At 60.7% G+C, this 25,770-nt stretch carries 18 protein-coding genes and 2 pseudogenes; 3 read left to right on the top strand and 17 right to left on the bottom strand.

Annotated features, from left to right (window positions below; all coding sequences use genetic code 11):
- Positions 1-78 precede the first annotated feature (78 nt).
- The 17 genes and pseudogenes from OKW43_RS37220 to OKW43_RS37140 form a co-directional block, all read right to left on the bottom strand.
- Positions 79-1,089 carry a GlxA family transcriptional regulator gene (locus OKW43_RS37220; RefSeq protein ID WP_429453559.1) on the bottom strand — a complete coding sequence of 337 codons (1,011 nt, stop codon included), beginning with the start codon at positions 1,087-1,089 and terminating at the stop codon, positions 79-81.
- A gap of 235 nt (positions 1,090-1,324) precedes the next feature.
- Positions 1,325-2,488: a porin gene (locus OKW43_RS37215; protein ID WP_429453557.1), complete on the bottom strand. Its 1,164-nt coding sequence runs from the start codon at positions 2,486-2,488 to the stop codon at positions 1,325-1,327.
- Between the two features lie 131 nt (positions 2,489-2,619).
- On the bottom strand, positions 2,620-4,077 hold the full coding sequence (locus OKW43_RS37210) for a purine-cytosine permease family protein (protein WP_429453555.1): 1,458 nt from the start codon (positions 4,075-4,077) through the stop codon (positions 2,620-2,622).
- Between the two features lie 21 nt (positions 4,078-4,098).
- Positions 4,099-4,896 carry a creatininase gene (locus tag OKW43_RS37205; protein ID WP_429453553.1) on the bottom strand — a complete coding sequence of 266 codons (798 nt, stop codon included), beginning with the start codon at positions 4,894-4,896 and terminating at the stop codon, positions 4,099-4,101.
- Between the two features lie 272 nt (positions 4,897-5,168).
- Positions 5,169-6,380 (bottom strand): M24 family metallopeptidase, encoded by a 1,212-nt coding sequence (locus OKW43_RS37200; protein WP_429453551.1) that lies wholly within the window; start codon positions 6,378-6,380, stop codon positions 5,169-5,171.
- A 546-nt stretch (positions 6,381-6,926) separates the two neighbouring features.
- Entirely contained in the window at positions 6,927-9,455 is a 2,529-nt protein-coding gene (locus tag OKW43_RS37195) for a penicillin acylase family protein (protein ID WP_429453549.1), read from the bottom strand.
- Between the two features lie 254 nt (positions 9,456-9,709).
- Complete coding sequence (paaK, locus tag OKW43_RS37190; RefSeq protein ID WP_187637118.1) at positions 9,710-11,035, bottom strand: phenylacetate--CoA ligase PaaK; 1,326 nt, start codon at positions 11,033-11,035, stop codon at positions 9,710-9,712.
- A gap of 34 nt (positions 11,036-11,069) precedes the next feature.
- Positions 11,070-12,623, bottom strand: a complete 1,554-nt coding sequence (locus tag OKW43_RS37185; RefSeq protein ID WP_187637117.1) for a 3-hydroxyacyl-CoA dehydrogenase — start codon at positions 12,621-12,623, stop codon at positions 11,070-11,072.
- Between the two features lie 13 nt (positions 12,624-12,636).
- Positions 12,637-13,839, bottom strand: coding sequence for a 3-oxoadipyl-CoA thiolase (gene pcaF, locus OKW43_RS37180; RefSeq protein WP_187637116.1), 1,203 nt, complete (start codon positions 13,837-13,839; stop codon positions 12,637-12,639).
- Between the two features lie 60 nt (positions 13,840-13,899).
- Positions 13,900-15,585 (bottom strand): phenylacetic acid degradation protein PaaN, encoded by a 1,686-nt coding sequence (paaN, locus tag OKW43_RS37175; protein WP_429453546.1) that lies wholly within the window; start codon positions 15,583-15,585, stop codon positions 13,900-13,902.
- Positions 15,586-15,622: 37 nt separating this feature from the next.
- On the bottom strand, positions 15,623-16,711 hold the full coding sequence (paaE, locus tag OKW43_RS37170; protein WP_429453543.1) for a 1,2-phenylacetyl-CoA epoxidase subunit PaaE: 1,089 nt from the start codon (positions 16,709-16,711) through the stop codon (positions 15,623-15,625).
- A 14-nt stretch (positions 16,712-16,725) separates the two neighbouring features.
- A complete protein-coding gene (gene paaD, locus OKW43_RS37165) occupies positions 16,726-17,256 on the bottom strand; it encodes a 1,2-phenylacetyl-CoA epoxidase subunit PaaD (RefSeq protein ID WP_429454745.1) in 531 nt (176 codons plus the stop codon).
- Positions 17,257-17,306: 50 nt separating this feature from the next.
- The gene (gene paaC / locus OKW43_RS37160; RefSeq protein WP_429453541.1) at positions 17,307-18,107 is read right to left on the bottom strand and encodes a 1,2-phenylacetyl-CoA epoxidase subunit PaaC; all 801 of its coding nucleotides are present in this window, start codon (positions 18,105-18,107) and stop codon (positions 17,307-17,309) included.
- Positions 18,108-18,121: 14 nt separating this feature from the next.
- A complete protein-coding gene (gene paaB / locus OKW43_RS37155; RefSeq protein WP_429453539.1) occupies positions 18,122-18,406 on the bottom strand; it encodes a 1,2-phenylacetyl-CoA epoxidase subunit PaaB in 285 nt (94 codons plus the stop codon).
- 22 nt (positions 18,407-18,428) lie between these two features.
- Entirely contained in the window at positions 18,429-19,436 is a 1,008-nt protein-coding gene (gene paaA, locus OKW43_RS37150; protein ID WP_429453537.1) for a 1,2-phenylacetyl-CoA epoxidase subunit PaaA, read from the bottom strand.
- 102 nt (positions 19,437-19,538) lie between these two features.
- A pseudogene (locus tag OKW43_RS37145) lies at positions 19,539-19,769 on the bottom strand (IS110 family transposase); the annotation flags it as partial.
- Positions 19,770-19,773: 4 nt separating this feature from the next.
- Positions 19,774-21,081, bottom strand: a pseudogene (locus OKW43_RS37140) (DEAD/DEAH box helicase); the annotation flags it as partial.
- Between the two features lie 434 nt (positions 21,082-21,515).
- On the opposite strand from OKW43_RS37140, the gene OKW43_RS37135 reads away from it, so the two are divergent.
- From OKW43_RS37135 to OKW43_RS37125, 3 genes are all read left to right on the top strand, one after another.
- Entirely contained in the window at positions 21,516-22,334 is an 819-nt protein-coding gene (locus OKW43_RS37135) for a helix-turn-helix domain-containing protein (RefSeq protein ID WP_187637114.1), read from the top strand.
- Between the two features lie 228 nt (positions 22,335-22,562).
- Positions 22,563-23,954, top strand: a complete 1,392-nt coding sequence (locus OKW43_RS37130) for an MFS transporter (RefSeq protein ID WP_429453535.1) — start codon at positions 22,563-22,565, stop codon at positions 23,952-23,954.
- Positions 23,955-24,059: 105 nt separating this feature from the next.
- Positions 24,060-25,757: an FAD-dependent oxidoreductase gene (locus tag OKW43_RS37125; RefSeq protein ID WP_429453533.1), complete on the top strand. Its 1,698-nt coding sequence runs from the start codon at positions 24,060-24,062 to the stop codon at positions 25,755-25,757.
- The last annotated feature ends 13 nt before the right edge of the window (positions 25,758-25,770 follow it).

Here is a 25,770-nt window from a genome sequence, read left to right as displayed (position 1 = left end):
GTTCAACGAGCGTGCGCCTCCGCACGCAGCGATCGAGCGCGTGGGCCGGAGCAAGGAAACTGTGTGGCAGGTGCTGCCTTACAATGCGTTCTGGTATCGCCGACGGTCCGCCATGGGCGAAATCTTGAACTGTGCTTTGTAACGCGTCGCGAAGTGCGTCAGCGATGTGAAGCCTGTTCGTGAACAGACCTCTTCGAGCGGCTTGCCCGTCCGGTATAGCAACTGGCGGGCGCGGAGCAGGCGAATCTCAAGATAGGCCTGAGCCGGCGTCTTACCTGTCCGATCGTTGAACCAGCGCTCAAGCTGGCGCTGTGAGACGCCCAGATACGAAGCTACCTCCGCGACCGAGAGCGCTTCCTCGACATTGCTCTCCATGATCTGCAAAGCCTCGTCGAGTTTCGTATGTTCTGCGCCCATGTATTGGCGAAGCGATGTCCGCTGCTGTTGCTCGTGACTGCGTCGTTCTGCAACGAGCAATTCGAGCACGCGTGCGGCAAGCGAGCGGCTGCCGGGTGGCATGCCAAGCAGATGCACCATCAGGTCCAGCGGCGCGACACCGCCACTGCATGTGTAGCGATCCCGATCCACTTCGTAGAGGCGATTGGAGACGATGAGCTTTGGGAACTGGCCCATCAGCACGTCCTGATCTTCCCAGTGAATCGTGCACCGATAGCCGTTTAGCAAACCGGCGCGGGCCAGAAAGTAACTGCCGGTATCGAGACCGCCCAGCGCGGTGCCGCCGCGCGCATGCAGTCGTAGCCAATCCAGCACTGCGCCGATCCCCTTGCGTGGAATCGGATTGGGCCCGACTACGAATACGGCGTCGAACGAGCCGGGGTCCCGGATCGTTGCGTCAGGCAGTACGCGGATGCCGTCGCTCGATTGAACACACTCTCCTCTCGCGCTGATGAGTTGATAGTCGTAGACACGGCGCCCGACGATCATGTTGGCGATCCGCAAGGGATCGACCGCGGCACCCAGCGCAATCAATGAGAAATTGTCGAGCAGCAGAAATCCATATTTTCTGACGCCGAGGTCATGAAGTCCGTCAGCGTGACGCTCTTCGAGCTTGATAGGGCGAGTTGGCATAGGCGGGTTCTGGTCAGCGACGACCCGGCTCGCCTGCAGGCTACCTCGCCCACAAACGCTTCGGTCGACGGATTCCTGGCATCCTACCTCCAGCACGCAATCATTTCCAGTGAAGTCCGCCGATCCGCGAGCGGCGCAATAACGAGGGCGGCCCGAGGCTTTGACGTGGTCAAAATGGGCGTCTGCCTGGCAAGGCCAAGGCAGACGTCGCCGCTGGTCGTTTAATAGCGGGCGCTCAGAACGCGTGACGCATGCCTACCGTACCCGCCACTTGCGTGTTCGTCGCGGACGGCGACAGCGTGTTGATCATCGCATGCGACAGCACGGAGTCCGCTGGCGCGCCATGCACGTTCTGATACACACCTTCGAGATAGAAGTCTGTGCGCTTGCTGATCGAGTAGTCGGTCTGCAACATGGCCGTGTTCCATCCGGGCGAAGAGCCGTTGTAGGCGCCATGCGTATAGATGTACGCGCCCGATACGCTCAACGCCTCCATAAGAGCGTACTTCGCGTTCACTTCATAGTTGTCGAGGCGCAGCGAACCGGCGAGGGTGCCGGCAGTGCTGTCATTCGCGCCGAGATAGCTGCCCGTGCCGAAAGAGAATACGCCCGCCACGTTGTCGATTTGCGTATGGCTCCAGACCAGTCCGACGGTGGCCGCCCCGAAGGTGTAGTTGCCGCCGAGCGACCAGATACGCTGGCGTTCCGCGACGAAGTTCGCGCTCGTATCGCCCGTGGTTACCGCGCCGGTGCCATTGCCTGCGTTATTCAGTTGCAGGTAGCCGGCGGCGAGATTCAGCGGGCCTTGGGCATACGACAGGCCGAAACCGTACGAGCGGTTATTCGCGAAGTCGCCTGCCTTGTTGCTGAACGAATACATCGTTTCGAACATGACGCCGCGGTACGTCGGGCTCGCGTATTTGACCGAGTTGTTGATGACGACCGAGTTGGCGGCGAGGTTGTCATTTTCAAACGGATGTGCGGCGATACTGCCACCCCACGTGTTGTATCCGGCCGTGAGCGGTCCGACCAAGTCGTTCACCACGTCAAACTGGCGACCAAACGTCAGGGTGCCGTACGGATCGCTTTGCAGGCCGACCCATGCCTGAGAACCGAACGCGCTACCGGCAAAAGCCTGGGCGCCGTTATTCAAAAGAAAGGATTGCTCAAGTTTGAACAGCGCGCGAAAGCCACCGCCCAGATCTTCTGTTCCTTTGAGGCCAAACACCGTGTTCTGCGTCGAGCTGGTTACTTCCTGCCAGTTGCTATGCCCGAGTTGATTGTTTGTGTAGATTAGGCCGGTATCGATCAGACCGTAGAGGGCCACGCTGCTTTGCGCGTGCGCCGAAACTGTAAAGGCGCAAAAGAGCGTGACCGCGAGTAGGGACCTTTTACACATGTTGCCTCAATGAATTTGCAGTGGTCGACGAAATCAGCTGATGCGTCAAAAAATACCCGCGCTTCACAACGGCGACGGTATCCCGTCGAGGTTTGACGCGGGTGGTCCAGGAAAACAAGATCGTGCCGAGTTCAACTCGCCACTTGAGCGACGGCGTCCACTGTGGCTCGGAAGTATGGGCTGCGCCGGGCCATCGTGAAGTAGGTCAGGCCCGCTGAGAATAGACCGAACTCAAAGCTAAGATCGCCCCAGCCGAGGTAGTCGCGCATCAATGGGCTGACATAGGTCGGTGAATTGGAGAACAGGAGCGACGCCACGATGCCGACCAACAGCGCGATGACACCCGGCCAGAAGACTCCTGCGTCGTACCAGTACGCACCGCTGCCCCACTTCATCCAGGCATCCGCCTGATATCGGCCACGGCGCATGAAGTAGTCGACGATCACGATAGCGGCCCACGGTGCAGTCCAGAAGACCATGTAGTTCAGGAACACCTGGTACATGTCGAAGAATTTCCCGTAGAACACCGTCACCACACGGAAACAGAGCGTGAAAAGCGCAATGATGGTCAACGACGTAATCCGGTTGATTGGAATGCGCAACGCAAGCAAACCGAGTCCAGCCGTATAGCCGTTGGGCACATTCGCCGCAATACCGCCGAGAATGATCGAAAACAACAGCGGCACGATGAACCACGTCGGCAAAAATCGGCCAAGCTGGCTGACCGGGTCGTCGCCGAGCGAACCACCCAGTGCGGTTGCAAACAGCACGCCGATCACCTCACAGAACATCAGCGCGACGAACTGTCCGCCGCCGGCCGCCAGCACGATCTTCTTCCAGCTGGTTTCGGCAGGGAAATAGCGGCTGTAGTCGGAGGCGAAGTTTGCCCAGCCAATCGGATAGGAAAAGATGATACCCATCGCAATCAGCCATGTACTGATGGACCCCCCGCCGTGGTTGATCGCCGACGCCATCGCGAAACTCGTGTGCGGCAACACGAATGCCGTCAGCCCGCCGAACAGAACGGCCAGCACGACCGCAATCCATTTTTCCGCGGCGATGATGGTCGCGTGTCCAAAGATCGCCAGCAGTATTTCCGCAGCCAGAATGATGGCTAGCGAAACCCAGACCACCCCGTGGCTCTGAAAGCCACCCATCTTCAGCAACGTCTCAAGTGCCTGAGTGGCTACCACTGAGTTGATCGAAAACCAGCTGAGCGCGGAAACGAGGCTAACCGCCTTCGGCAGGAAGGAACCCAACTGCCCGAACGAACTGCGCGAGGTCATGATGCCGGAGGTGCCCGTACGCGGCCCCATGATCGTGGTCAGGCCCAGCACGAAGCAGCCGAGCAGGTTACCGACGAGAATCGCCCCCAGCGCCTGCCACAGTGACAATCCCTGAGACAGCGCCAGCGCGCCAGTCACGACCACCACGTAATTGGTGTTCGCACCAATCCACATCTTGAACAACTCGGCCGGAGTGCCATGCCGATCCTTTAAAGGAATCGGGTCGATGGCGTGCTGTTCGATGCTCCACGCCTTGTCGGCTTCGACCTCGGCGTGCGGGTTACGGCTATCGTAGTATCCCATTGTGTTCCCCAGATGGATGGTTCAGGCGCGCGACGCTTTAGCGCGCGCATCGTAGGCTTCGCGAAGTGCACGCGAAATGCCTTCTACACAGACATCGAATAGCAACGCACCCTTTTCCGCCGAAGCGGCCGCAGCCGATGACAGGCAGCCGGAAGATGGCGTCCACTCCGGAATTGGCGGAAACATGTCGTAAGGCTCAAAGCTTGCCGCCCCATGCGTGGGTACGCACGACATGTCGACCAGATGCGGATACAGGTGCAGCATCAACGAGGTCTCCAGCACCCCGCCGTGCTCCACTGCCCAGCCTGGAAAACCGTCCGGATAGATCCGCGCGATCGTTTCTTCCGTAACGAAATCCCAGTAAGACAGCATCACAACCTGAAAGTCGTGAATGCCTTCCCAGCGCAGCTCACGAATCGCCAGATCGACACCTTCGACGGCGAACATGGAATTCTCGAAATGTCCGTTGACAAGGCAGACCTTCCGCGCGCCGTGACGGGCAAACTCCTTGAGGACGTCTTTCACCGTCAACGACAGCGTGTGGCCATCCAGACTGGTTGTGCCACACAGATGGTTGCCGCCGCCACTCTTCTGCTGGGATTTGTAGCCATACGCAATGGCGGGGGCCACCAGCGCCTCGATTTGCCGCCCTACTGCAACCGCAATGGCACTTGGCAGCAGCACATCGGGGTTCATCGACATGTGCGGGCCGTGCTGCTCCAGCGCACCAATCGGAATCAGGACGGGCTGCGCTTGCCCTTTCACCCGGCGCGCGTATTCGGGCCACGCCAGCTCGCCTATTACCACGCTTTTTTCCATGGAAATACTCCTCCTTACCGTTGTTTCTGTTTATGTCGATACCACGCGAACCAGCCGCAATCAGACCTATCGTAGAAGCCTAAAAATGCGGACATGTTTCCATTCACGACAAATCGCTTCTCATTTTCGACATTCCAGCAACACAGGCAAAACGACGTCGATTACGAGAACGGCGGCGACCGTGCCGCCGTAGCGCTCGGGGTCACCGAATCCTATGCTTCGAGAATGTTCGGAGCTAAGGTAGTCTTCCGGTTGAACCGAAAGCGTCAGTGTCAGGCCTTGATGATGTTGTGCTCCGGGCCGTACCTGAATCCGGTGATGTTGGTGGCATCTTTCTCGCCCACCACCAGGATGTCGTGCTCGCGATAACCGCCCGCGCCAGGCAGGCCTTGCGGCAGCATGATCATCGGTTCCATCGAAATGACCATGTTCGGCTCAAGCACCGTGTCGATGTCTTCGCGCAGTTCGAGCCCGGCTTCGCGGCCGTAGTAATGCGAGAGCACACCGAACGAGTGGCCGTAGCCAAACGTGCGGTACTGCAGCAGGTTGTACTCCGCGTAAATCCTGTTCAGTTCGTGGGCGATGTCGCTGCAGCGTGCGCCCGGCTTGATCAGTTTCAGCCCAGCTTCATGCACTTCGACGTTGACCTTCCATAAACGCAGGTGCTCGTCTGAGCAGTGGTCGAAGAACATCGTGCGCTCCAGTGCCGTGTAGTAACCGGCGATCATCGAGAAGCAGTTCAGGCTCAGGATGTCGCCCTTCCGCACCTTGCGCGTGGTCACCGGATTGTGGGCGCCGTCCGTGTTGATCCCCGACTGGAACCACGTCCACGTGTCCATCAGCTCTGAATCGGGGAAACGCGTGGCGATTTCACGGACCATCGCCTGGGTCGAAGCCAGTGCCACTTCATGTTCGCGCACGCCTTCATGTACCGCCGCCGCGAGCGCCGCTCCCCCCACGTCGCACACATTGGCGCCATGCCTGATGACCTCGATTTCTTCAGCGGACTTGATCATGCGCAAGCGCATCGTCTGCGCGCTGATATCGACGAATTCGACAGAGGGCAGCGCGGCTTTGAGCTTTTCCAGCACATCCACGGGGACATGATCGAACTCGATACCGACGCGGCCCTTGTTGTCGATTTCCTGCTGCACGGCACGGAAGAAGTTATCGCGCTGCCAGTCGGTGTAGACCACGTTGTAGTCGCCGACCGTACGACGCCACGGCTGGCCGCCATCGATATTTGCCGAGATCGACACCACCTTGTTCGGCGTTACGACCAGCCCGTACTTGCGGCCGAACGAGCAGTACAGGAAGTCCCCGTAATAGTTGATGTTGTGATACGACGTGAACAGCACGGCATCTATATTCTCGTTGGACATCAATGCGTGCAGCTTGCCCTGGCGGCTCGCATACTCCGCATCCGAGAAGGTGTGCTTCACCTTCTCGCCATTCTCAATCCGAATCAGATTTTCCAGTTTCATGCGCTCGCTCCTTGGTGAAAAACGCCAGTAGTGTGAGCGAATAGTAGAAGGTCAATGAATCAGAAAATTATCGACTGCGACAAACTACTCTCGATTTTCGACATGAAGGGTAAACACTCTCGGGGGCTAGTCCTTCGCAGTCGCATGGCGAACGTCTGCTGAAGAGCGACGAGTCGTCATTTGACGAGGCGACGGCGGCCGCCGATTTGTCGGGCGCGCCAGCTTCATTTTGAAGCGCTGTGTGGGGTGACTCAGGTTTCGACAGCCATTCTGCCGACGGCGCCTTCCGTTCGAGCATCCGTCCCCTTGCTTCTCGCCATGGGAATGCTTCCGCAACGGGGAATCGCGGCCCGCATTTGGACAATCGTTTTTTTCGGCCAATCTATATGCGGGCATTGAACACATAAAAATAGCCCTGAAAGACGCGATTCTCCGGATGCCGCCGCGACAGATACCTCAGCCAACGCGTGCCGTTTGTACATCGGAAGGTCGTGGCCAGCTTGCCGGTCGCGACGGGGTGACTATAGACTTCCTCAGTCTGCCTCACTATTTTGGTTCGGCCACGTCAAGCCTCTCCACTTGCCGCGTGTGCTGCACCACATCGGCGTCGTCGAGCCATAGCGCCTTACGGCCAAAGCCCGTGTACAGCTCGAGTTGGTCTGCGTAGTGCGTCGAGCGTGTGCCGTCCGGTGCAACGAAGCCGCTCTGGCCTGGCGCGACCACATCCGATGCCTGGACCTTGCCTGCTGCTCCCTCGCTGCCGAACACAATCAGGTCGTTTTCCGTTCCGCGATTCTGGTATTCGGGAACATGGATGGCCTCCGACCCATCAGCCTGCGGTACGCCGAAGAAGTTATTGGCGCGGAACGTCAGGGTCACAGCAGGCGTTCTCCATTGAGTGATGTCGTCGCCGTAGCGTTGGGACAGCGACTTCCATGCATCGTCCAGCGCGGCGCGGATCACGTCGTCAGGTTGCGCGCCGTTGAAAAGGTCGACGCGTTGCGGCACCCCGGAGCGCGGTCCGAGCAACGCCTCGTACAGGATCTTGCTGCCCGCACTCAAGTTCACCGAGCCGGTCGGGCCGTCTTGGGTTGTCTCATAACCGCTTGCCGTGTACCACTTGTCAAACGGTGCGGGAACGGCCTTCACGACGGTTCGACCGAGCATCGACGTGAGCCACGCATTCATGATCGCCGAGCCGGGCTGCGCGTATTTGCCAGTGTCTTTCGGATCGTCGTTGATGCCGTCCCAGTGCGCCAGCGAATCGGCCAGGCGGCGACGCGGATCGTCATTGGGTAGCGTTGCAGTCGCGCGCTCGATGAACGGCAGGAACGGATGCACGTTCAGGTCGGCGCGGCTCGTTTCCTTGAGGATCTGCCAGACGTCGTCGGTATCCAGCGTGGCGTGCGCATCGATGCGCCGCGAGATTTCATCGACGCGGTCCGCCTGACCCCACAGGAACGCGAACAGGTCCGATGCGGGATAGCCCTTCTCCGGCGAGTTGTTCCAGTTCGCGATGTAGCCGCTGCGCGGGTTATAGATCTGTGGATTGGTCGAGAACGGCAACAGACCGCGCCAGTCCCATTCGCCGGTTCCAGGCACCGGTAAGCGCGGATCGTGTCCCGCGCGACGCCGCGGATACTTGCCCGTATGCGCGTAGCCGATATTGCCGTCACGGTCGGCGTAGTACCAGTTGATCGTCAGTGCCTGGCGCGCGGCCTGGTCGGTCCAGCTTTTCCAGTCGTGCGCCTGTGCCTGATGGGTCCACGCGAGCAGCGACTGGACTTCGAGTCCGTCCCAGGCGCGCGCTTTTGCATACGCGGTATGCGTGGCGTCGTCGCGCTGCATCACAATGCCGTGCACGGTGCGGTAGACGTCGAGCGTCACGGGCGCGGCATCCTTCACGTGAATGATCTCCGTGCGCTTTTCCATCTGCACCCATGCGCCGTTGTGCCAGTAGAAATCGGCGCGAGCAGGATCGATGCGCTCGGCGAAATTGTCGATATCGTCACCGAAGCCGGCCGTCGAGCCCCACGAGATCCGGCCGTTGTGGCCGAACAGCATGCACGGATACGCAAACGGCGTATTGCCCACGATATTGAAGCCTGCGCCATGCAACCCGACGCCATAGGTGTATGCCGGGTTGAACCAGCCGAACTGCGGGCCGTTCAGCATGATCGCTTTCGCCCCGCGCGCACGATGCTTGCCGATGATCCACATGTTGCTGGTAGTCGGAAAGCCGGCAAGACCATTGGCGCCGCTCGCCGCATACTGCGCCAGCACCGTGTCGCGGTTGGCAACCGGATCGAGCGCGAGCAGCATGCCGTCGGCACCGCGCGCGAGGCGCTCGGCCATCGGTGGCGGGCCATCGTAGCGAGGCAGCGTATAGGCGAGCGTGCCGCTGCCCACCTGTGCGCCCAGCTTGACCGGATAGGTGCGTTCGTCGGGGGCGATGGTCGTGCGTGCATCCGGATTCACCAGCCATTTCAACTGGTTGAACAGTTCCATGCCGCGTACGTCGCCGTACTTGTCCTTCAACGCCGTGAGCAGCGCAAGGTTGTCCACTTCGCTCGTGCTGTCGGAGAAGCGGTTCGCCATTGTGCCGACGAATACCATCGCCACATCGAATGCGCTCCAGTTCGACGGCGTGAAGCCGAAGTCGTTGAACTGCCTGGGCATCAGCGTGGCCGGGTGGGCACGCACCTGCGCAATCCAGGCGTTCATGCCATCCGCGTAACCGTCGAGAATGTCGCGCTCGTTTTTCGGCAATGCAGCGATTTGCTGTTCGATCGACGCGGGCCAGTAGTTGCCGCGCGTCGCCTCGTCGAACTTCTCGAATTTCTCGCCGAGCACTCCGGCCACCGTGCCCTGTGTGCTGCGTTTGGCCATCTCCATCTGGAACAGGCGGTCTTGCGCTACCGCATAGCCGTAGCCATAGAAGAGCTTGTACGTGGTGTCCGCGTAGATCTGCGGCACGCCGTATTCATCGCGCTTGATCACGACCTGGTGTGTCGCCGTGCTGGTCGCATGCGCAGTGGAGGGTAGCAGCGGGAGCGCAAGCGCAGCAAAGGCCAAGAAAAACGCCAATACGCATGCGTGCCGTGAGAGGCGGGACGGTTGAGGCACGATATTTCCATCATTTAGAAAGACACATACCGCGGTATCGATCATGGCGCCTCCTCCTTCACAGGAAAGACGGTGTCCACGAGACCTCACCCCGTGCGGCCCGCGCGTTTATACGCTGCATCGTGGAACCTGAACAGATCGCAGCGAAGTGCCGCTGCATTCAATGCGCAGCCAGGCTCCGCGAACGGAGCCTGGCCTCGGCCTCATGCGTTGACGTGCCGCAAGTCGAGCACGCGTTGCGCCTTGCCGGTGGCGGTCGTCTTTATCTCGCCGGCGTTCAGCACGCGCACAGCCGTGGATACGCCCACCATCGTCTTCACGCGATGCTGCAACTCACGTGCAAGCTGGGCGCGCTCGCTATCGACGAGCGAGTCGCAAATCTCCGCCCGCGCCTCGACCGACACGGACAGCGAATCCATGTGCCCGTCGCGCGTGATGCACAACTGGTAGTTCCCGCTAAGCCGGGAGATGCTGAGAATCAGTTCCTCAATCTGGCTCGGAAACACATTGACGCCGCGAATGATGAGCATGTCGTCCGAACGTCCCGTGATCTTTGCGAGCCTGCGCATCGAGCGCGATGTCGGCGGCTGCAGCGAAGTCAGGTCGCGTGTTCTGTAACGGATCATCGGCACGGCTTCCTTCGAGAGCGACGTGAACACCAGTTCACCGTGACTGCCGTCGGGCAGCACTTCACCGGTTATCGGATCGATGATCTCGGGATAAAAGTGATCTTCCCAGATCACCGGCCCATCCTTGCTTTCGATACACTCGCACGCCACGCCCGGGCCCATTATTTCCGAGAGACCGTAGATGTCAATGGCCTGGATGCCAGCGCGCGTCTCGATCTCGTTGCGCATTCCCTGCGTCCACGGCTCCGCGCCGAAGATGCCGAGCTTCAGTGACGACTCCGCCGGATTCATGCCCTGCCGTGACATTTCGTCGATCAGGTTGAGCATGTAAGAAGGCGTGACGAGAATGATCGACGGCTCGAAATCGCGGATCAATTGAACCTGCTTCTCAGTCTGGCCGCCGGACATTGGCACGACCATGCAGCCGAGTCGCTCCGCACCGTAATGGATACCGAGGCCGCCAGTGAACAGGCCGTAGCCAAAAGCGTTATGCAGCGTGTCGCCGCGCCGACCGCCGGCCGCACGGATCGAACGGGCCGTGACGTTGGCCCAGGTGTCGATGTCGTTCGCGGTATAGCCCACGACCGTCGGCTTTCCGGTCGTGCCGCTTGATGCGTGGACGCGGACGACCTGGTCTTTCGGCACCGCAAAAAGTCCGAACGGATAGTTGTCGCGCAGGTCTTTCTTCGACATGGTCGGAAATTTCGCCAGGTCGGACAGGTGGCGCAGATCGTCGGGGTGGACTCCGGCTGCGTCAAAGGAGCGACGATAGTGCGGCACGTTCTCATAGGCATGCCTGAGCGACCATTTGAGCCGTTCCAGTTGGAGCGCCTGAAGCTCGTCGCGGCTGGCTAGTTCGATGGGCTCGAGTTCGCCCCGTTGAGGAATTGGCTGGACCACGGTTGTCTCCTGAGAATGACGTGACTGAATAGGGTTAGGCGATGGCAGGAACGGCGGCGCCGCGCAGCGGCTTGCCGGCCCAGTGATGCGCCGCGAGCAGTGGCGATACGCGGTAACGGTCTTCGCCGTAATGCCCCGCGAGGTTCACAAGCGCCCGGTAAAACAATTCGACGCCCATGCTGTCGGCCCAATCGAGCGGACCGAGCGGATAGTTGACGCCTTTCTTCATTGCCAGATCGAGATCCGAAGCCGTGCAGACGCCCTGATTCACGGCGTCCGCGGCTTCGTTGACGAGCATTGCGACCGTGCGCATCAGCACCATGCCCGCGGTGTCCGCAACCGGCACGACCGCGTAACTGCTACGCTGCAACGCGCCCACGACCGCCAGATACGCTGCGTCGCTGCATTGCAGAGCGCGAGTGAGCGCCAGCGTCTTCGTGGTGGCGAAGTCGAGCGCGAGATCGACCAGCACGACATTGTCACGGCCGATGTCGCAAGCGCGGCGCGTCGCCGTGCGGCCATCGGTGAGGAGCAGCACCGCATCGTCAATTTTCGCCACGAGACCGGCGACGTCGTCGTCAGCGTCCGTCGAAACGTCCAGCCCCGAACGCGACAGTCTCTCCTGTAACGGCATGAACGGCTTCTCCGGCTTGCCGAGCCTGATTTTCCGGGGCGCGCTCGCCGGGGCCTCGATCGTCGCGGCTGGCTTGGCCGCCTGCGCTGCATAGTCGTAGAAGCCACGGCCAGTCTTGCGACCGAGGAAGCCCGCGCTGACCAGTTCCTGCTGAATCAGCGACGGCGTGAAGCGGCGATCGTAGAAATACGCGCGAAACACCGACTCCGTCACAGCAAAGTTGACGTCGTGCCCGATCAGGTCCATCAGTTCGAACGGTCCCATGCGGAACTGGCCCGCATCGCGCATCACGGTGTCGATGGAAGCGGGATCGGCCGCCTGCTCGGTCAGCACACGCAAGCCTTCCGCATAAAACGGCCGCGCGACGCGATTGACAATGAAACCTGGGGTCGACTTCGCATGAACTGGCGTCTTGCCCCAGGCTGCAGCCGTCAGATGGGCGCGCTGCGCCGCCTCCTCCGAGGTCGCCAGTCCGCTGACCACTTCCACCAGCGCCATCAACGGGGCGGGGTTAAAGAAGTGCATGCCGACCAGCCGCGCCGGATTGCGCAACGAAGCGCCGATCGCGGTGACCGAAATGGACGAGGTGTTGGTGGCGAGAATGCACTGCTCTCCCACGATGCCTTCGAGATCGCCGAAAATCTTTTGCTTGATATCGAGCCGCTCGGCCACGGCTTCGATCACGAGGCCAGCGTCGCGAAGATCGGCTAGACCCACGGCCGCGCGGATTCGCGCAATTGCGGCCTGTGCCGCGTCCGGGCTTAGACGGCCTTTGTCCGCCAGCCGCGTGAGCGCGGCGGCGATGCCGGTCAGCGCCCGCTCAACGGCTTGTGCGTCGATATCGAACAGCACGACCGGATGGCCTGCCGTCGCCGCCACCTGCGCGATGCCGGCCCCCATTGCGCCGGCGCCGATCACGCCCACCACACACGCTTGATCCAGAGCGGTTTTCATGTTTTCGCTCCCCTCAGACTCGCTCGATCACGATGGCAATTCCCTGTCCGACGCCGATGCACATCGTGCAGAGCGCGAACCGGCCATTGCGGCGTTCGAGTTCGTACATCGCGGTGGTGACGAGCCGGGCGCCCGACGCGCCGAGCGGATGCCCAAGCGCAATTGCGCCACCGTTGGGGTTCACGCGCGGATCGTCTTCCGCCAACCGAAGTTGCCGCAGCACCGCAATCCCTTGCGAAGCAAATGCCTCGTTGAGTTCGATTACATCGAACTGGTCGAGCGTCATGCCGAGGCGCGCGAGGAGTTTTTGCGTGGCCGGAGCCGGTCCGATGCCCATGATGCGCGGCGCAACGCCAGCGGTCGCCATGCCGAGAATGCGGGCGCGCGGCGTGAGCCCGTTGCGGCGCGCTGCTTCTTCGCTGCCGATCAACAACGCGCACGCGCCGTCGTTGACGCCCGAAGCGTTGCCTGCCGTCACCGATCCGTCCGGACGTACCACGCCCTTGAGTTTCGCCAGCGTTTCGAGCGAGGTTTCGCGCGGATGCTCGTCGCGTTCGACGGCGACCGTCTCGCCCTTCTTTTGTGGCACCTGAACGGCGGTGATCTCCTGCGCTAGCGTGCCGTCCGCCTGCGCGCGAGCGGCGCGTTGCTGGCTGCGCAGCGCGAATCGATCCTGCGCATCGCGTTCAATCCCGAAGTCCATCGCCACGTTTTCCGCCGTCTCCGGCATCGAGTCGACCCCGTACTGCTCGCGCATCTTCTTGTTGATGAAGCGCCAGCCGATGGTCGTGTCGAAGATTTCAGCCTGGCGGCCAAACGCCGTAGCCGATTTGCCCATCACGAACGGCGCGCGCGTCATGCTTTCCACGCCGCCGGCGACATAAAAATCGCCGTCGCCGGCGCGGATGGCGCGCGCCGCGTTGCCGACCGCATCCATGCCCGAGCCGCAGAGACGGTTGATGGTGGAACCGGGCACGTCGATAGGTAAGCCCGCGAGGAGCGCCGACATGCGCGCGACATTGCGGTTGTCTTCGCCCGCCTGATTGGCGCAGCCGTACAGGACATCGGCTACCTGTCCCCAGTCCACCGAGGCGTTGCGGCTCATCAACGCGCGGATGGGAACGGCGCCGAGATCGTCGCCACGAATGTCCTTCAGAACGCCGCCGTAGCGTCCGAACGGCGTGCGGATTGCGTCGCAAATAAAAGCTTCAGTCATTGATTGCCTCTGAATTGATTTGATGGTGATGGGTCGGGTTCGCGCCGGCCTGCGCGCGGCTCACGCCGGCTCGCGCTGCGGGACATGGCGGCGGCTTTGCACGACGCGGAATCGGTTGGCCACGAACGCGGCGTCCGAAAGACTCGCGTTGGCTGCAGGATTTGCTCCTGTGGCATGGAAGTCAGAAAACGCCGCCGACTGATTCACGAAGACACCGCCCGTCAGATTGATCGACAGCGCAACACCGCCAAAAGCCGCAGCCTCGTCGGCCGCGTCCAGCACCTGCTCGTCCGTGCTGTAGACGGACAGCGTCAGTGCACCGCGCGTGCGAGCGATGCGGCCGGCAAGTTCAAGAGAATGCTCGGTCGAGCCGGTTGCGATCACGAACGCAATCGGGCCGAACCATTCCTGCGTGAAGGTGGCTTCGTCGCGGTCGGCGTCGAGTTTCAGCAGAATGGGCGTGTTGACCTTTGCGTCCGGAAACGCCGGATGCACGAGGCTCTGGCTGTCAAGGAGCGGTGTGCCGAGCGTGGCGACCTGCTCGATCCGATCCAGCACGCCGTTGTTCTGGATCGCGCCCGTCAGTTCGACTGCCTTGGCCGGATCGGCGGTCAGCTTTTGCACAGCTTCAGCGATGGACTGGGCGACGGCGTCGAATGAGATCGTGCCTGCAGCCGTCTTGATGCCGTCACGCGGCACGTAGATATTCTGCGGCGCCGTGCACATCTGACCGGAGTACAGCGCAAGCGAGAACGCGATGTTGCGGACCACCGGTTTCAGTTCATCCGCCGAATCGATTACAATCTGGTTGACACCCGCCTTCTCGGTGTAGACCTGTGCCTGGCGGGCATGTGTCTCGAGCCAGTCGCCGTTGGCGGTGCAGCCGGTGAAATCGATCAGGCGAATTTCGTCACGCGTGGCCAGCGACTGCACAAGCGCGCCATCGTTCGGGGCTGTGGCAAGCAGGGTCACGACGTTCGGATCGAAGCCGGCCTCTTTCAGCACTTGTCGCGCAATGCGAACGGTGATCGCGAGCGGCAGAATCGCGGCCGGATGTGGCTTGACGATGACGGCGTTGCCGGTTGCGAGATCCGCGAACATCCCGGGATAGCTGTTCCAGGTGGGAAACGTGCAGCAGCCGATCACGAGGCCGATGCCGCGCGGGACGATGGTGAAGCGCTTTTCCATGGCGAGCGGCGGATTCTTGCCTTGTGGCTTTTCCCAGTACGCGGTCTCGGGAATGTCGCGCATCGCGTCCCACGCGTAGACGATCGCCTCGAGCGCGCGATCCTGCGCGTGCGGGCCACCGGCCTGGAACGCTATCATGAACGCCTGCCCGGTGGTATGCATGACGCTGTGCGCGATCTCGAAGCTCGCTTGATTCAGTCGCGCGACGATCTCCAGACTGACGCCGACCCACGCCTTCGGACCGGCCTTACGATATTGTGTCTGCGCTTTCTGTGCCGCTGCGATCAACGCATCCGGTTCCACTTTTGGATAGCCGATATTCAGTGCGAAGCCGAATGGCGAACGCTCCTCGCCGACGGTGCCGCTGCTGCCGGGTTGATGGAGTTCGAAGGGCCGCTCGAGTTGTGACTTGAATGCCGCTTCGCCGTCGGCTCTGGCGGTTTCGCCATAGGGCGGGCTAGGCATCTCATCGAAGGGACTCCAATAGCCGCGTGTCTTGATCGCGTTCAGTGCGCTGTCGAGCGTCTTTTCGTGTTTATCAAAGAGAGAATGATTCATCGTGAGCCGCCGCTTGATAAGGGTTGGTGTCCTTCGATTACCGTTCGTCGTAGCTCACAACCACCCGATCCGAGATCGGATGACACTGGCACGTGAGCACGAAGCCATCGTCGATTTCGCGCTGTTCGAGCGTGTAGTTCTTTTCCATCTTCACTTCGCCTTCGAGCACTTTCGCCCGGCATGTGCAGCACACTCCGCCCTTGCAGGCGTAGGGCAGCGCAAGGCCGGCTTTGAGGCCGACATCCAGCACGCTTACGCCTTCATACGGCAGGCGCAGCTTGCGTTTCTTGCCGTCGATGATCAGCTCCAGATCAGCGGCCGGCAGATCGTCAGTGATCTCGATGGGCGGCACGCCCGCCTGCGGCAGCGGTGTGCCGAAGCGTTCGACGTGAACCTTTTCCGGCGCCACGCCTGCTGTCTTTAAAGCTGCTTCCGCCGCATCCATCATCGGCCCGGGACCACAGATGAACGCTTCGTCGATTTCAGCGGCCGGTGTGAGCGTTTCCAGAAATGCCGCGCACTTGGCCTGATCCAGCACGCCGTTGAACAACTCGACGTCCTGCAAATCGTCGGACAACACGTGATACAGCGAGAACCGACTCATGAATCGGTTCTTCAGGTCTTCGAGTTCCTCGGCGAACATGATCGCGTCGACGCTGCGGTTGCCATAGACGAGCGTGAAGCGGCTGGTCGGCTCCATCTCGAGTGTCGTCTTGATGATCGCGAGCACCGGCGTGATGCCGGAGCCGCCCGAGAACGCCACGTAAGACTTCGCGAGATCAGCGTTCAGATGCGTGAAGAAGCGGCCATCGGGCGTCATGACTTCGATCTCGTGCCCCGGCTGCAAGGTATCGAACGCGAAGTTCGAGAAACGCCCGCCGCGCACCCGCTTGATGCCGATGCGCAATTCGCCATCGCGATCGTAGTCGGTCACGCCCACGCAGATTGAATACGAACGGCGGGTTTCCTCGCCGTCGAGGTGCGTCTTCAGCGTGACGAATTGCCCTTGCGTGAAACGAAACGCATCGCGCAGCCCTTCAGGCACCTCGAACGAGACGGTGACGGCATCGGCGGTTTCAGGCCGTACTTCGCGGATACGCAGCGGGTGGAATTGCGGAGTCGCCATGATTTCGGTCCAGGTCAGTACGGTTTGAAGTAGTCGAACGGCTCGCGACAATCGATACACCGATACAGCGCCTTGCACGCCGTCGAGCCGAATTGCGCGAGACGCTCGGTGTGCGAGGAGCCGCAGTGGGGACAGGGCGGCTTGTCGTTATTCGCAGCGCGGGGCACGAAGCGGATGGTCTTTTCTTGCGGCGCGTGATTGCTGCCGCAGTTGCCCATCGGTGGCGCGATGCCGTAGCGCCGCAGCTTTTCGCGTGCTTCGCTTGTCATCCAGTCGGTGGTCCACGCGGGCGCGAGCACCGTCTCGATGCGATGCTTCGCCAACCCCGCCGCATTCAACGCCGCACCGATGTCCTCCGCGATCTGATACATCGCCGGACAGCCCGAGTAAGTCGGCGTGATGACGATTTCCAGCGCATCGTCGGCGGCACGGCGCACGTCGCGCAGAATGCCAAGTTCACGGATCGACACCACCGGGATTTCCGGATCGGGCACCGCTTCAAGCACGGCCCAGACACGTTCCAACGTGGCGTCTGCATTCATCATTGAGGTGGTCTTCTGCGTGGCGTTGGCGTTCAGCGTTGCGTTCATCGTGCTCACCACCTAGCGCCAGGATGCTGGCGGGCGAGGCTTTGCAGTTCGGCGAGCAGAAAGCCCATATGTTCCGAGTGCTCGCCGTGCTTGCCGGTCGTGATGTGGTTCGCCTGTTCCGGCGTCTTCAGCGTGGCTTCCTCGAGCGTCGCTTCGACGTCTTCACGCCAAGCGGCTTCGAGGTCTGCCGTCAGCGGTCCGATGCCTTCGGCAGCAATCGCGGCTTCCACCGCGTCGCTCGAGAAAAATTCGTGCGTGTACGGCATCAGGTAATCGAGCGCGGCCTGTGCGCGTCGATGCGACTCGTCGGTACCATCACCGAGACGGATCAGCCAGTCGCTTGCGTGATGCAGGTGATAGCGCGTTTCCTTAATCGACTTCGAGGCGATTGCGGTGAGATGCTCGTCTGTGGAAGACTGCAATGCCGTCCACACGTGCGCCATCAACGCCGAATAAAGGAAGTTGCGTACGATCGTCACCGCGTAGTCGCGATCCGCCTTGGCCGTACCCGCAAGCGGCCCGATATGCGGCAACTCCGCGATCGTGTAGTTCGCAAACTCGCGTTCAGTGCGGAAGTACGCGTACTCGTCTTCGGTCTTCTTCGTGCCGTTGAGCTGCTCGTCGAGCGTCGCCGCGTGCGAGTACAGCAGACGTGCCTGACCGATCAGATCGAGACTGATGTTCGCCAGCGCAATATCTTCTTCGAGCACCGGGCCGTGGCTGCACCACTCGCTGTTGCGCTGGCCGAGGATCAGCGCGTTATCGGCCAGGCGCAGCACGTAGGACAAATGTTGGGGCGTGGTCATAGTTACGTCTCGCCTCACATGTGGTTGATTTCGTCGGGCAGCACGAAAAAGGTCGGATGACGGTAGATCTTGTCGCCGGCCGGTTCGAACAGTTCTTCCTTGTCGGCAGGGTTCGACGCCGTAATCGCCGACGACGGCACTACCCAGATGCTCACGCCTTCCTGACGACGCGTGTACACGTCGCGCGCCATGCGCAGCGCGGCCGGCGCATCCGGCGCGTGCAGACTGCCGCAATGCTTGTGATCGAGCCCCTGCTTGCTGCGTACGAACACTTCCCAGATCGGCCATTCCTTGTTCATTTCCGTCTCCTTCCTGAATGCGTTAGGCGGCTTGTTTATGAGCACGCGCGGCTTGTTTTTCGGCGTAGGCCAGCGCGGCTTCGCGGACCCAGGCGCCGTCGTCATGTGCTTTCACTCGCGTGGTGAGGCGTTCCTTATTGCACGGGCCGTCGCCGTTCACGACACGCCAGAATTCTTCCCAATCGATCTCGCCATAGTCGTGCGCCTGCCGCTCTTCGTTCCACTTGAGATCGGGATCGGGCAGCGTGACGCCCAAAATCTTGGCCTGCTCGACGGTGGCATCGACGAATTTCTGCCGCAAATCGTCATTCGATATCCGCTTGATGCCCCATTTAAACGACTGGCCGCTATGGATGGAATCCTTGTCGCTCGGGCCGAACATCATCAGCACCGGCCACCACCAGCGGTCCACCGCCTGCTGCACCATTTCCTTCTGCGCTTCGGTGCCTTTCATCATGGAGAGCAGCGCGTCGAAACCTTGCCGCTGATGGAACGACTCTTCCTTGCAGATGCGGATCATCGCGCGGGCGTACGGCCCGTAGGTGCAGCGACACAGCGGAATCTGGTTCATGATCGCGGCGCCATCGACCAGCCAGCCGATCACGCCGACGTCTGCCCAGGTAGGCGTCGGGTAATTGAAGATGCTCGAGTATTTGGCGCGACCGGCGTGGAGAGCGTCGACGAGTTGGTCGCGCGAGACGCCCATCGTTTCGGCCGCGCTATACAGATAGAGACCGTGGCCACCCTCGTCCTGCACCTTGGCGAGCAGGATCGCCTTGCGCTTCAGGCTTGGGGCACGGCTGATCCAGTTGCCTTCGGGCTGCATGCCGATGATCTCCGAATGCGCGTGCTGCGAAATCTGCCGGATCAGAGTCTTACGGTAAGCCTCGGGCATCCAGTCCTGCGCTTCGACCTTGCCGTCGGCTTGCATTACTGCATCGAAGCGCGTTTGCTCGGCGGACGTGCTGGTATCAGCCGAGGGGTCGATCGGCTGAACGTTGCCAGGGATATCGAGGGATTGGGTGTACATGGAAATCTCCTGTGACCGGATGACGCAGTATAATGATATCCCGTCCGGTCGGTCGGTTAATTATTGCTATCAGAACTAGATCACGATTTCCTATATAGAGAGCGGCAACGGCGCGCCGTCGTGACACTTCACCTCGTCACGGGCGAGCCGGCCGGCGAAGTGCCTGTGATCCACCTCATCCCAGCAGCCGAGCGTGGCCAGCAGTTTGCGCATGCGGTCGCAGTGCTGCAGCACTTTCTTCTGCAGTTGCCCGCGATCGCGCATCAGGTGCCGCGACGCTTCGTCCTGCGCCGATGGCACGTGAACCACGTGCATGCGGTCGCGCTCACCGCGTACCCGCAGCCACAGCGCGCTGCGCCGCAGGCTTGCGTTTGTTTTCGCCACTTTGCGGGCGCGGTTTTTTGCTGAGCACCTGCATGGCGCGCGGCGCAGCTTGCGGCACTTTGGGCTTCTTAGGCTTTTTGGGTTTCTTGATGATCTGGCCCGTCGCGCTGGTTTGCGGCACGCGGTGTTCGGCTTCAAAACCCGGCTCTTCTTCACGGGGCAGCGTTTGCCGGATCAGCGCTTCAATCGCGGCCAGTTGCGGCGCTTCATCGGCACACACAAGGGACACCGCCACGCCGCTGGCGCCCGCGCGGCCAGTACGGCCAATACGGTGCACGTAGTCTTGCGCCACGATCGGCAGATCAACGTTGATCATCAGCGGCAGGTCGTCGATATCCAGCCCGCGCGCAGCCACATCGGTGGCTACCAGCATATGTACTTCGCCCGTCTTGAAGCGCTCCAGCGCACGCAGGCGAGCGGGTTGCGGCTTGTCGCCGTGGATGGTGTCGACCGCATAGCCCGCTTCATCCAGCATGGCCGCCAGGTAATCCACGCCATTGCGGGTTTTGACGAACACCAGCGCGTGCTCCCAGTTGTTCTCAGCCACAAGGTGCATGAAGAGGACCGGCTTGTTCTTTTTATCCACCGGCACCACCCACTGCTTGATCTTGCTGGCCGTGGCATTGGGCGGGCTGACGCTGATATTGACCGGGCCGCGCAGAATGCCTGCCGCCATGGCGCGGATATCATCGGTAAACGTGGCAGAGAACAGCAGGGTCTGGCGCTGAGCGGGCAAGGCAGCAAAGACGGCGTTGAGTTCGCGCTCAAAGCCTAGATCCAGCATGCGGTCGGCTTCATCCAGCACCAGCGTTTGTACCTGATCAAACTGCACTGCGTTCTGGCGATTGAGATCCAGCAAACGGCCCGGCGTGGCAACGAGCACATCCACGCCTTTACGCAACGTCATCATCTGCGGGTTGATACTCACACCGCCGTAGGCGGCCAGAAATCGTAAGTCGAGCCCTTTGCCGTAATCGATAAAGCTTTGCAGCACTTGTTCGGCCAGTTCACGCGTGGGTACCAGCACCAGAACGCGGGCGCGGTTGCTGGACACCGCCGGGCCGTGTTGCACCAGCCGTTGCAACAGCGGCAGCGCAAAACCCGCCGTTTTGCCAGTGCCGGTCTGTGCCGCAGCCATGACGTCCTTGCCACTGAGCACAGCAGGAATCGCCTTGACCTGCACCGGCGTAGGTATCTGGTAATTGAGGTCCTTCACATTACGCAGCAAGGGATCGATCAGGCCAAGCGAGGCAAAAGACATGGGCGTATTTCGGGCTGAAACCGCAATTCTAGCGGTTGGAGTTGGGCGGCAATGGACGAGTTAGACGCCCGGGCGTTTCGTGGCCACCGTCGGTCGATGGATGGCGGTCGGAATCCAGCGTGCTGGCGAATAAGTCCTATCGATCCGATGCGGTCGCCCGAAACCGACCCAATATAGGCCGTACACCCAACGCAGAATGATTGTCTGTATCCGGTCCTGCAACGGTCACCGGATCTGCTAATCTCCCGACGAATGTTCAAGAAATAATCAACCACGACGCTCGGTCAGTGCTACGAACGCGAAGGCTAGTATTTTGGCCATCGCGTTGCGTCGCCTCCTCCTCTTTGCCGCAAGTTCTGATGGGAACAAAAGCGAGCGATCTTCCGCCGCAGAGTCGCTTAAAATCATCTTTTCGGCACTCTCCGAGGCCAATCATGCGCTCATGGCGGCTTGATCGTCCCAACCTCTCCGGCCATCTGGATCTGTCACGGGCAACGAGCCTGGTCTCGGCCATCGGGTCTAACGATGCGAACGCCTTCGCCGCGGAAGTTCTGAAACTCCTAGAGGATGCCGCAGGCATATCGCAGTGCACCGTCTTTGCTTACGAGTTCAACAATCGTCCTCGGACGGTCTCGGTCGCAGACCACCGTGGCGGTCGATATCTGAGCAACGTCGCGGATACCTACGCCAAGACTTTCTATGCGTTGGACGGAAATCAGACGATTATCTCCTCTGCCCGTCCTCAGAAGCTCGACTCGGCCGTCCTGCTCCACCAGCAGGCCATCGAAGACATCTCGCATGAAGGGTATCGAGCCGCTTGCTATCACCAGCCGGACGTTTCGGGCCGACTCTCCCTTTTGCTGCAGCCCTCGCAGGACATCTGGCTCTCCGTCAATCTCTACCGCGACCGCAGGCGCGGCCATTTCCACGCGAACGAGATCGCGCTGATCGAGGCCTTTGCGCCGCTCATCGCCCAGACCGCCAAGCATCATTACGTGCTATGCGGCCAGATCCAGACCGGCATTCCGCAACTGATGCTGGTGCGTATTCGAGGGATCTGCCCCGAGTTGTCGAAGCGCGAACTCGATGTCCTATGCGGCGTTCTGGAGGGCCGTACCGCGAAAGACATCGGAGAACTTATGGGCGTCAAAGCCTCCAGCGTCGTGACCTATCAAAAGCGGGCCTTTCGCCGCCTCGGCATTTCGAGCCAGCGTCAGTTGTTTGCCTTGTGCCTGGCTACCAGCCGAGAATGATCACGCACTGCGTCATCTCTCTGACCGTGCCCGATCTTCTGCTTGCCTGGCACTGAGGGTTTTTCCTAATCCATTTCACCCGTCAAGTCGTACCCATTTTGGGGACAGCGCGCGCGGGCGAATCTCCATACTCCACTCATCGCCATACCTCGCCGCCCTGACGAGCCTGACGCGATTGCATTGAGTGCTGTGGCGCTCGACATAGAGCTGAGTTTGGAGACGACCCGTATGGAAACGACCCCATTGGATGACCGCAGTCCGCTTCCTGGCGGTCCGGCAAACGGTGCTGGATCTGGTGAATCGATGCGAGAGCAGCGTGTCATCGCCAAGGTCTCCCGGCACCTTCTTTGGTTTCTCTTCGTCCTGTTCTTCTTCTCGTTCATGGACCGGATCAATATCGGATTTGCCGGCCTTACCATGATGAAGGATCTCGGCCTCTCCGGCGTCCAGTTCGGTCTGGCGACCACGTTGTTTTATATTGCATATATCGCGTTCGGCATTCCCAGCAACATCGTCCTGGCGCGCATCGGCGCGCGGAAATGGATCGGGACTATCATGATCGCCTGGGGTCTGGCCTCTACAGCGACGATGTTCGCATCGAGTCCGGGAACGCTTTACCTGTTGCGAATCCTCGTCGGCGTGACCGAGGCGGGCTTTCTACCAGGCATCCTGCTTTACATGACGTATTGGTTTCCGAGCGCATATCGCGCGAGGGCCAACGCTTTGTTCATGATCGCGATGCCCGTCACGGCCGCGGTCGGCTCCGCACTCTCGGGATACATTCTGGCGCTGGATGGAACGCTTGGCCTCAAAGGATGGCAGTGGCTCTTCTGTCTGGAGGGTCTGCCTTCGGCGATCTTGGGTCTGGCCGTATTCGGCTATCTGCGCGATGTTCCCGAGAAGGCGCACTGGCTCACTGCCGATGAGAAGCGCACGCTTTCGAAGACCCTCGCGGCCGAGCACAACGCCGACCCCGTGCCGCATTCGCCCGCCACCGACGAAAGAAGCCTTCTCAGCGAGCTCTTCTCGCCAACGGTCCTCAAATTTGCGCTCGCTTATTTCTGTCTGGTCAACACGCTAGCAATGGTTGCCGTCTGGACGCCCCTGATCGTCAAAAGCTTCAGCGCTGACGCGAGCAATCGGACCGTCGGCCTGCTGGCCGCGATCCCGCAAATCTGCACGATCGTTGCAATGATCTGGTGGGGAAGACGCTCTGATCGCAAACAGGAGCGCAAATGGCACCTGATGTTGCCGATGCTGTTTTCCGCTGCTGGCTGGCTTTGCACCGCCTATTCCACCAACCCCGTGATTCAGATGTTAGGCATCTGCCTCGCGTCGGCGGGATCGTACACCGCCATGTCGATCTTCTGGACAACCCCTGATCACGCATTGAGCCTCCGGGCCCGTGCCGTTGGGATCGCAGTGATCAACGCGACCGGCAACATCGGGTCGGCGCTGAACCCCCTGGTCGTGGGATGGCTGAAGGATCTCACCCATAGCTTCTCGGCCGGATTGCTCTATGCAGCGGCATTGCTCGTGATCGGCGCCATCGTAGTGGCAGTGCTGCCCGTTCAGCCCAAGCGCTCCCGCGACGCGGAACTATCTAGCAACGCACGTTAGTGCGGATTGCCCTACTTGGGCGAATACGCCGATGGCGTTACGGCAGCATCGAGGCGCAGCTCATGCGTGGCCCCCCGCTTACCAGAATTCGTTAAGGAGCAAACGATGGAATTCAAAGCTTATCCCTTCACTGCAAAAAAGTACGCTGGCCAGATGCCGAATCTTGACAACGGCATCGAGACAAAGCGACGTGCAGTGACGATCGTCGGCGGTGGCCCTGTCGGACTCGCCGTGGCACTTGGCCTCGCCAATCACGGCGTTCCTTCGGTATTGATCGAAGCCGATGATTCCGTATGCTATGGCAGCCGGGCCATCTGTATCTCGCGTCGGAGCCTGGAAATCATCGAGCGCCTGGGTGCAGTGGACGGGTTTCTGAAGACCGGACTGCCGTGGGACGGTGGGCGCAGTTTTTATCGCGACACCGAAGTGCTGCACTTCAAGATGCCGCAGGACGACAACCAGAAACTGCCTCCGATGGTGAACGTCGCGCAATATCACATCGAACAGTTTCTCCTGGACGCCGCGCAACGGAAGTCTGATCTGATCGACATCCGCTGGCAGACCAAGGTGACCGCCATCGATTCGCGTACGGACGGCGCCACGCTTCGCCTCGCGACTCCCGAAGGCGACTATTCGCTCAATACGGACTGGGTGGTCGCCTGCGATGGTGGGCGCAGCACGATCCGCGAGGCATTGGGCTTGCAGCTCAATGGGACGAGCTACGAGGGCCGTTACGTCATCGTCGATATCGAGCTCGAGAGCGAGCGGCCGACCGAGCGTCTTGCCTACTTCGATCCATCGTCGAACCCGGGCTCCACTGTGCTGGTCCACAAGCAGCCTGACAATGTCTGGCGCATCGATTACCAATTGCGGGACGGCGAGGACGCCGAACAGGCAGTCAAGCCTGAAAATGTCATGCCACGGGTGCAAAGCCTGTTGGACATGATGGGCGAACGTGGCGCCTGGGCACCCATCTGGATCACGATCTACAAGGCCAATGCCTTGACCCTGGAAAGCTATCGTCACGATCGCGTGCTGTTTGGCGGCGATGCAGCCCATCTGGTGCCGATTTTTGGCGTGCGCGGCGCGAATTCAGGAATCGATGACGCGGACAACCTCGCGTGGAAACTGGCGTTCGTCGTCCGTGGCCTTGCGTCCGAAGGATTGCTCGACAGCTATTCAGACGAGCGCGTCTTTGCGGCCCACGAAAACCTTAGTTACGGTACCAAGAGCACCGAATTCATGGCGCCGCCCTCATTCGCCTTCGAGTTGATGCGCAAGGCCGTATTGAGTCTGGCGATCAGGCATGAACGCGTGCGTTCTCTGATTAACCCGCGGCAGACTTCGGCCATCAGTTATACGGAGTCGCCGCTCAACACGCCTGAAGCACAGTCGGGCGCGTTTGAGGCTGGTCCTGCGCCGGGGGCCGTGTTGACCGAATGCCCACTGACGATCGTCGAGGGCGGCAGCGCGAGGGAGGCTCATCTGACGGACTTGATCACTCCAAGGTTCACCGCTCTGCACTTCAGCGAAGACGGACGCGTACCGGTGGAATTTGCCGAACTCGAAGCAACGCTTCAAGAGGAAAAGCTGCCTTTCAAGCTGATCCCCGTGACTTCGCATCTTCACCCCGAGACGAAAAACAATCACAACTGGGACCACACAGGTCGGCTGTTCGCCATGTACAACGCCAGACCCGGCACCGTATACCTGGTTCGCCCGGACGGCCATGTCCTGGGACGCTGGCATGCGGCAGCGGCTGCAGATGTTGCGGCCGCCATCCACCACGCCCTTCAAATGTGATCACCAAACCGGT

The sequence above is a fragment of the Paraburkholderia sp. WC7.3g genome (genome assembly GCF_050436345.1).
Taxonomy (GTDB): domain Bacteria; phylum Pseudomonadota; class Gammaproteobacteria; order Burkholderiales; family Burkholderiaceae; genus Paraburkholderia; species Paraburkholderia podalyriae.
Note: the sequence above shows the minus strand (reverse complement) of the source record. Positions and strands in the feature narration are given on the sequence as shown.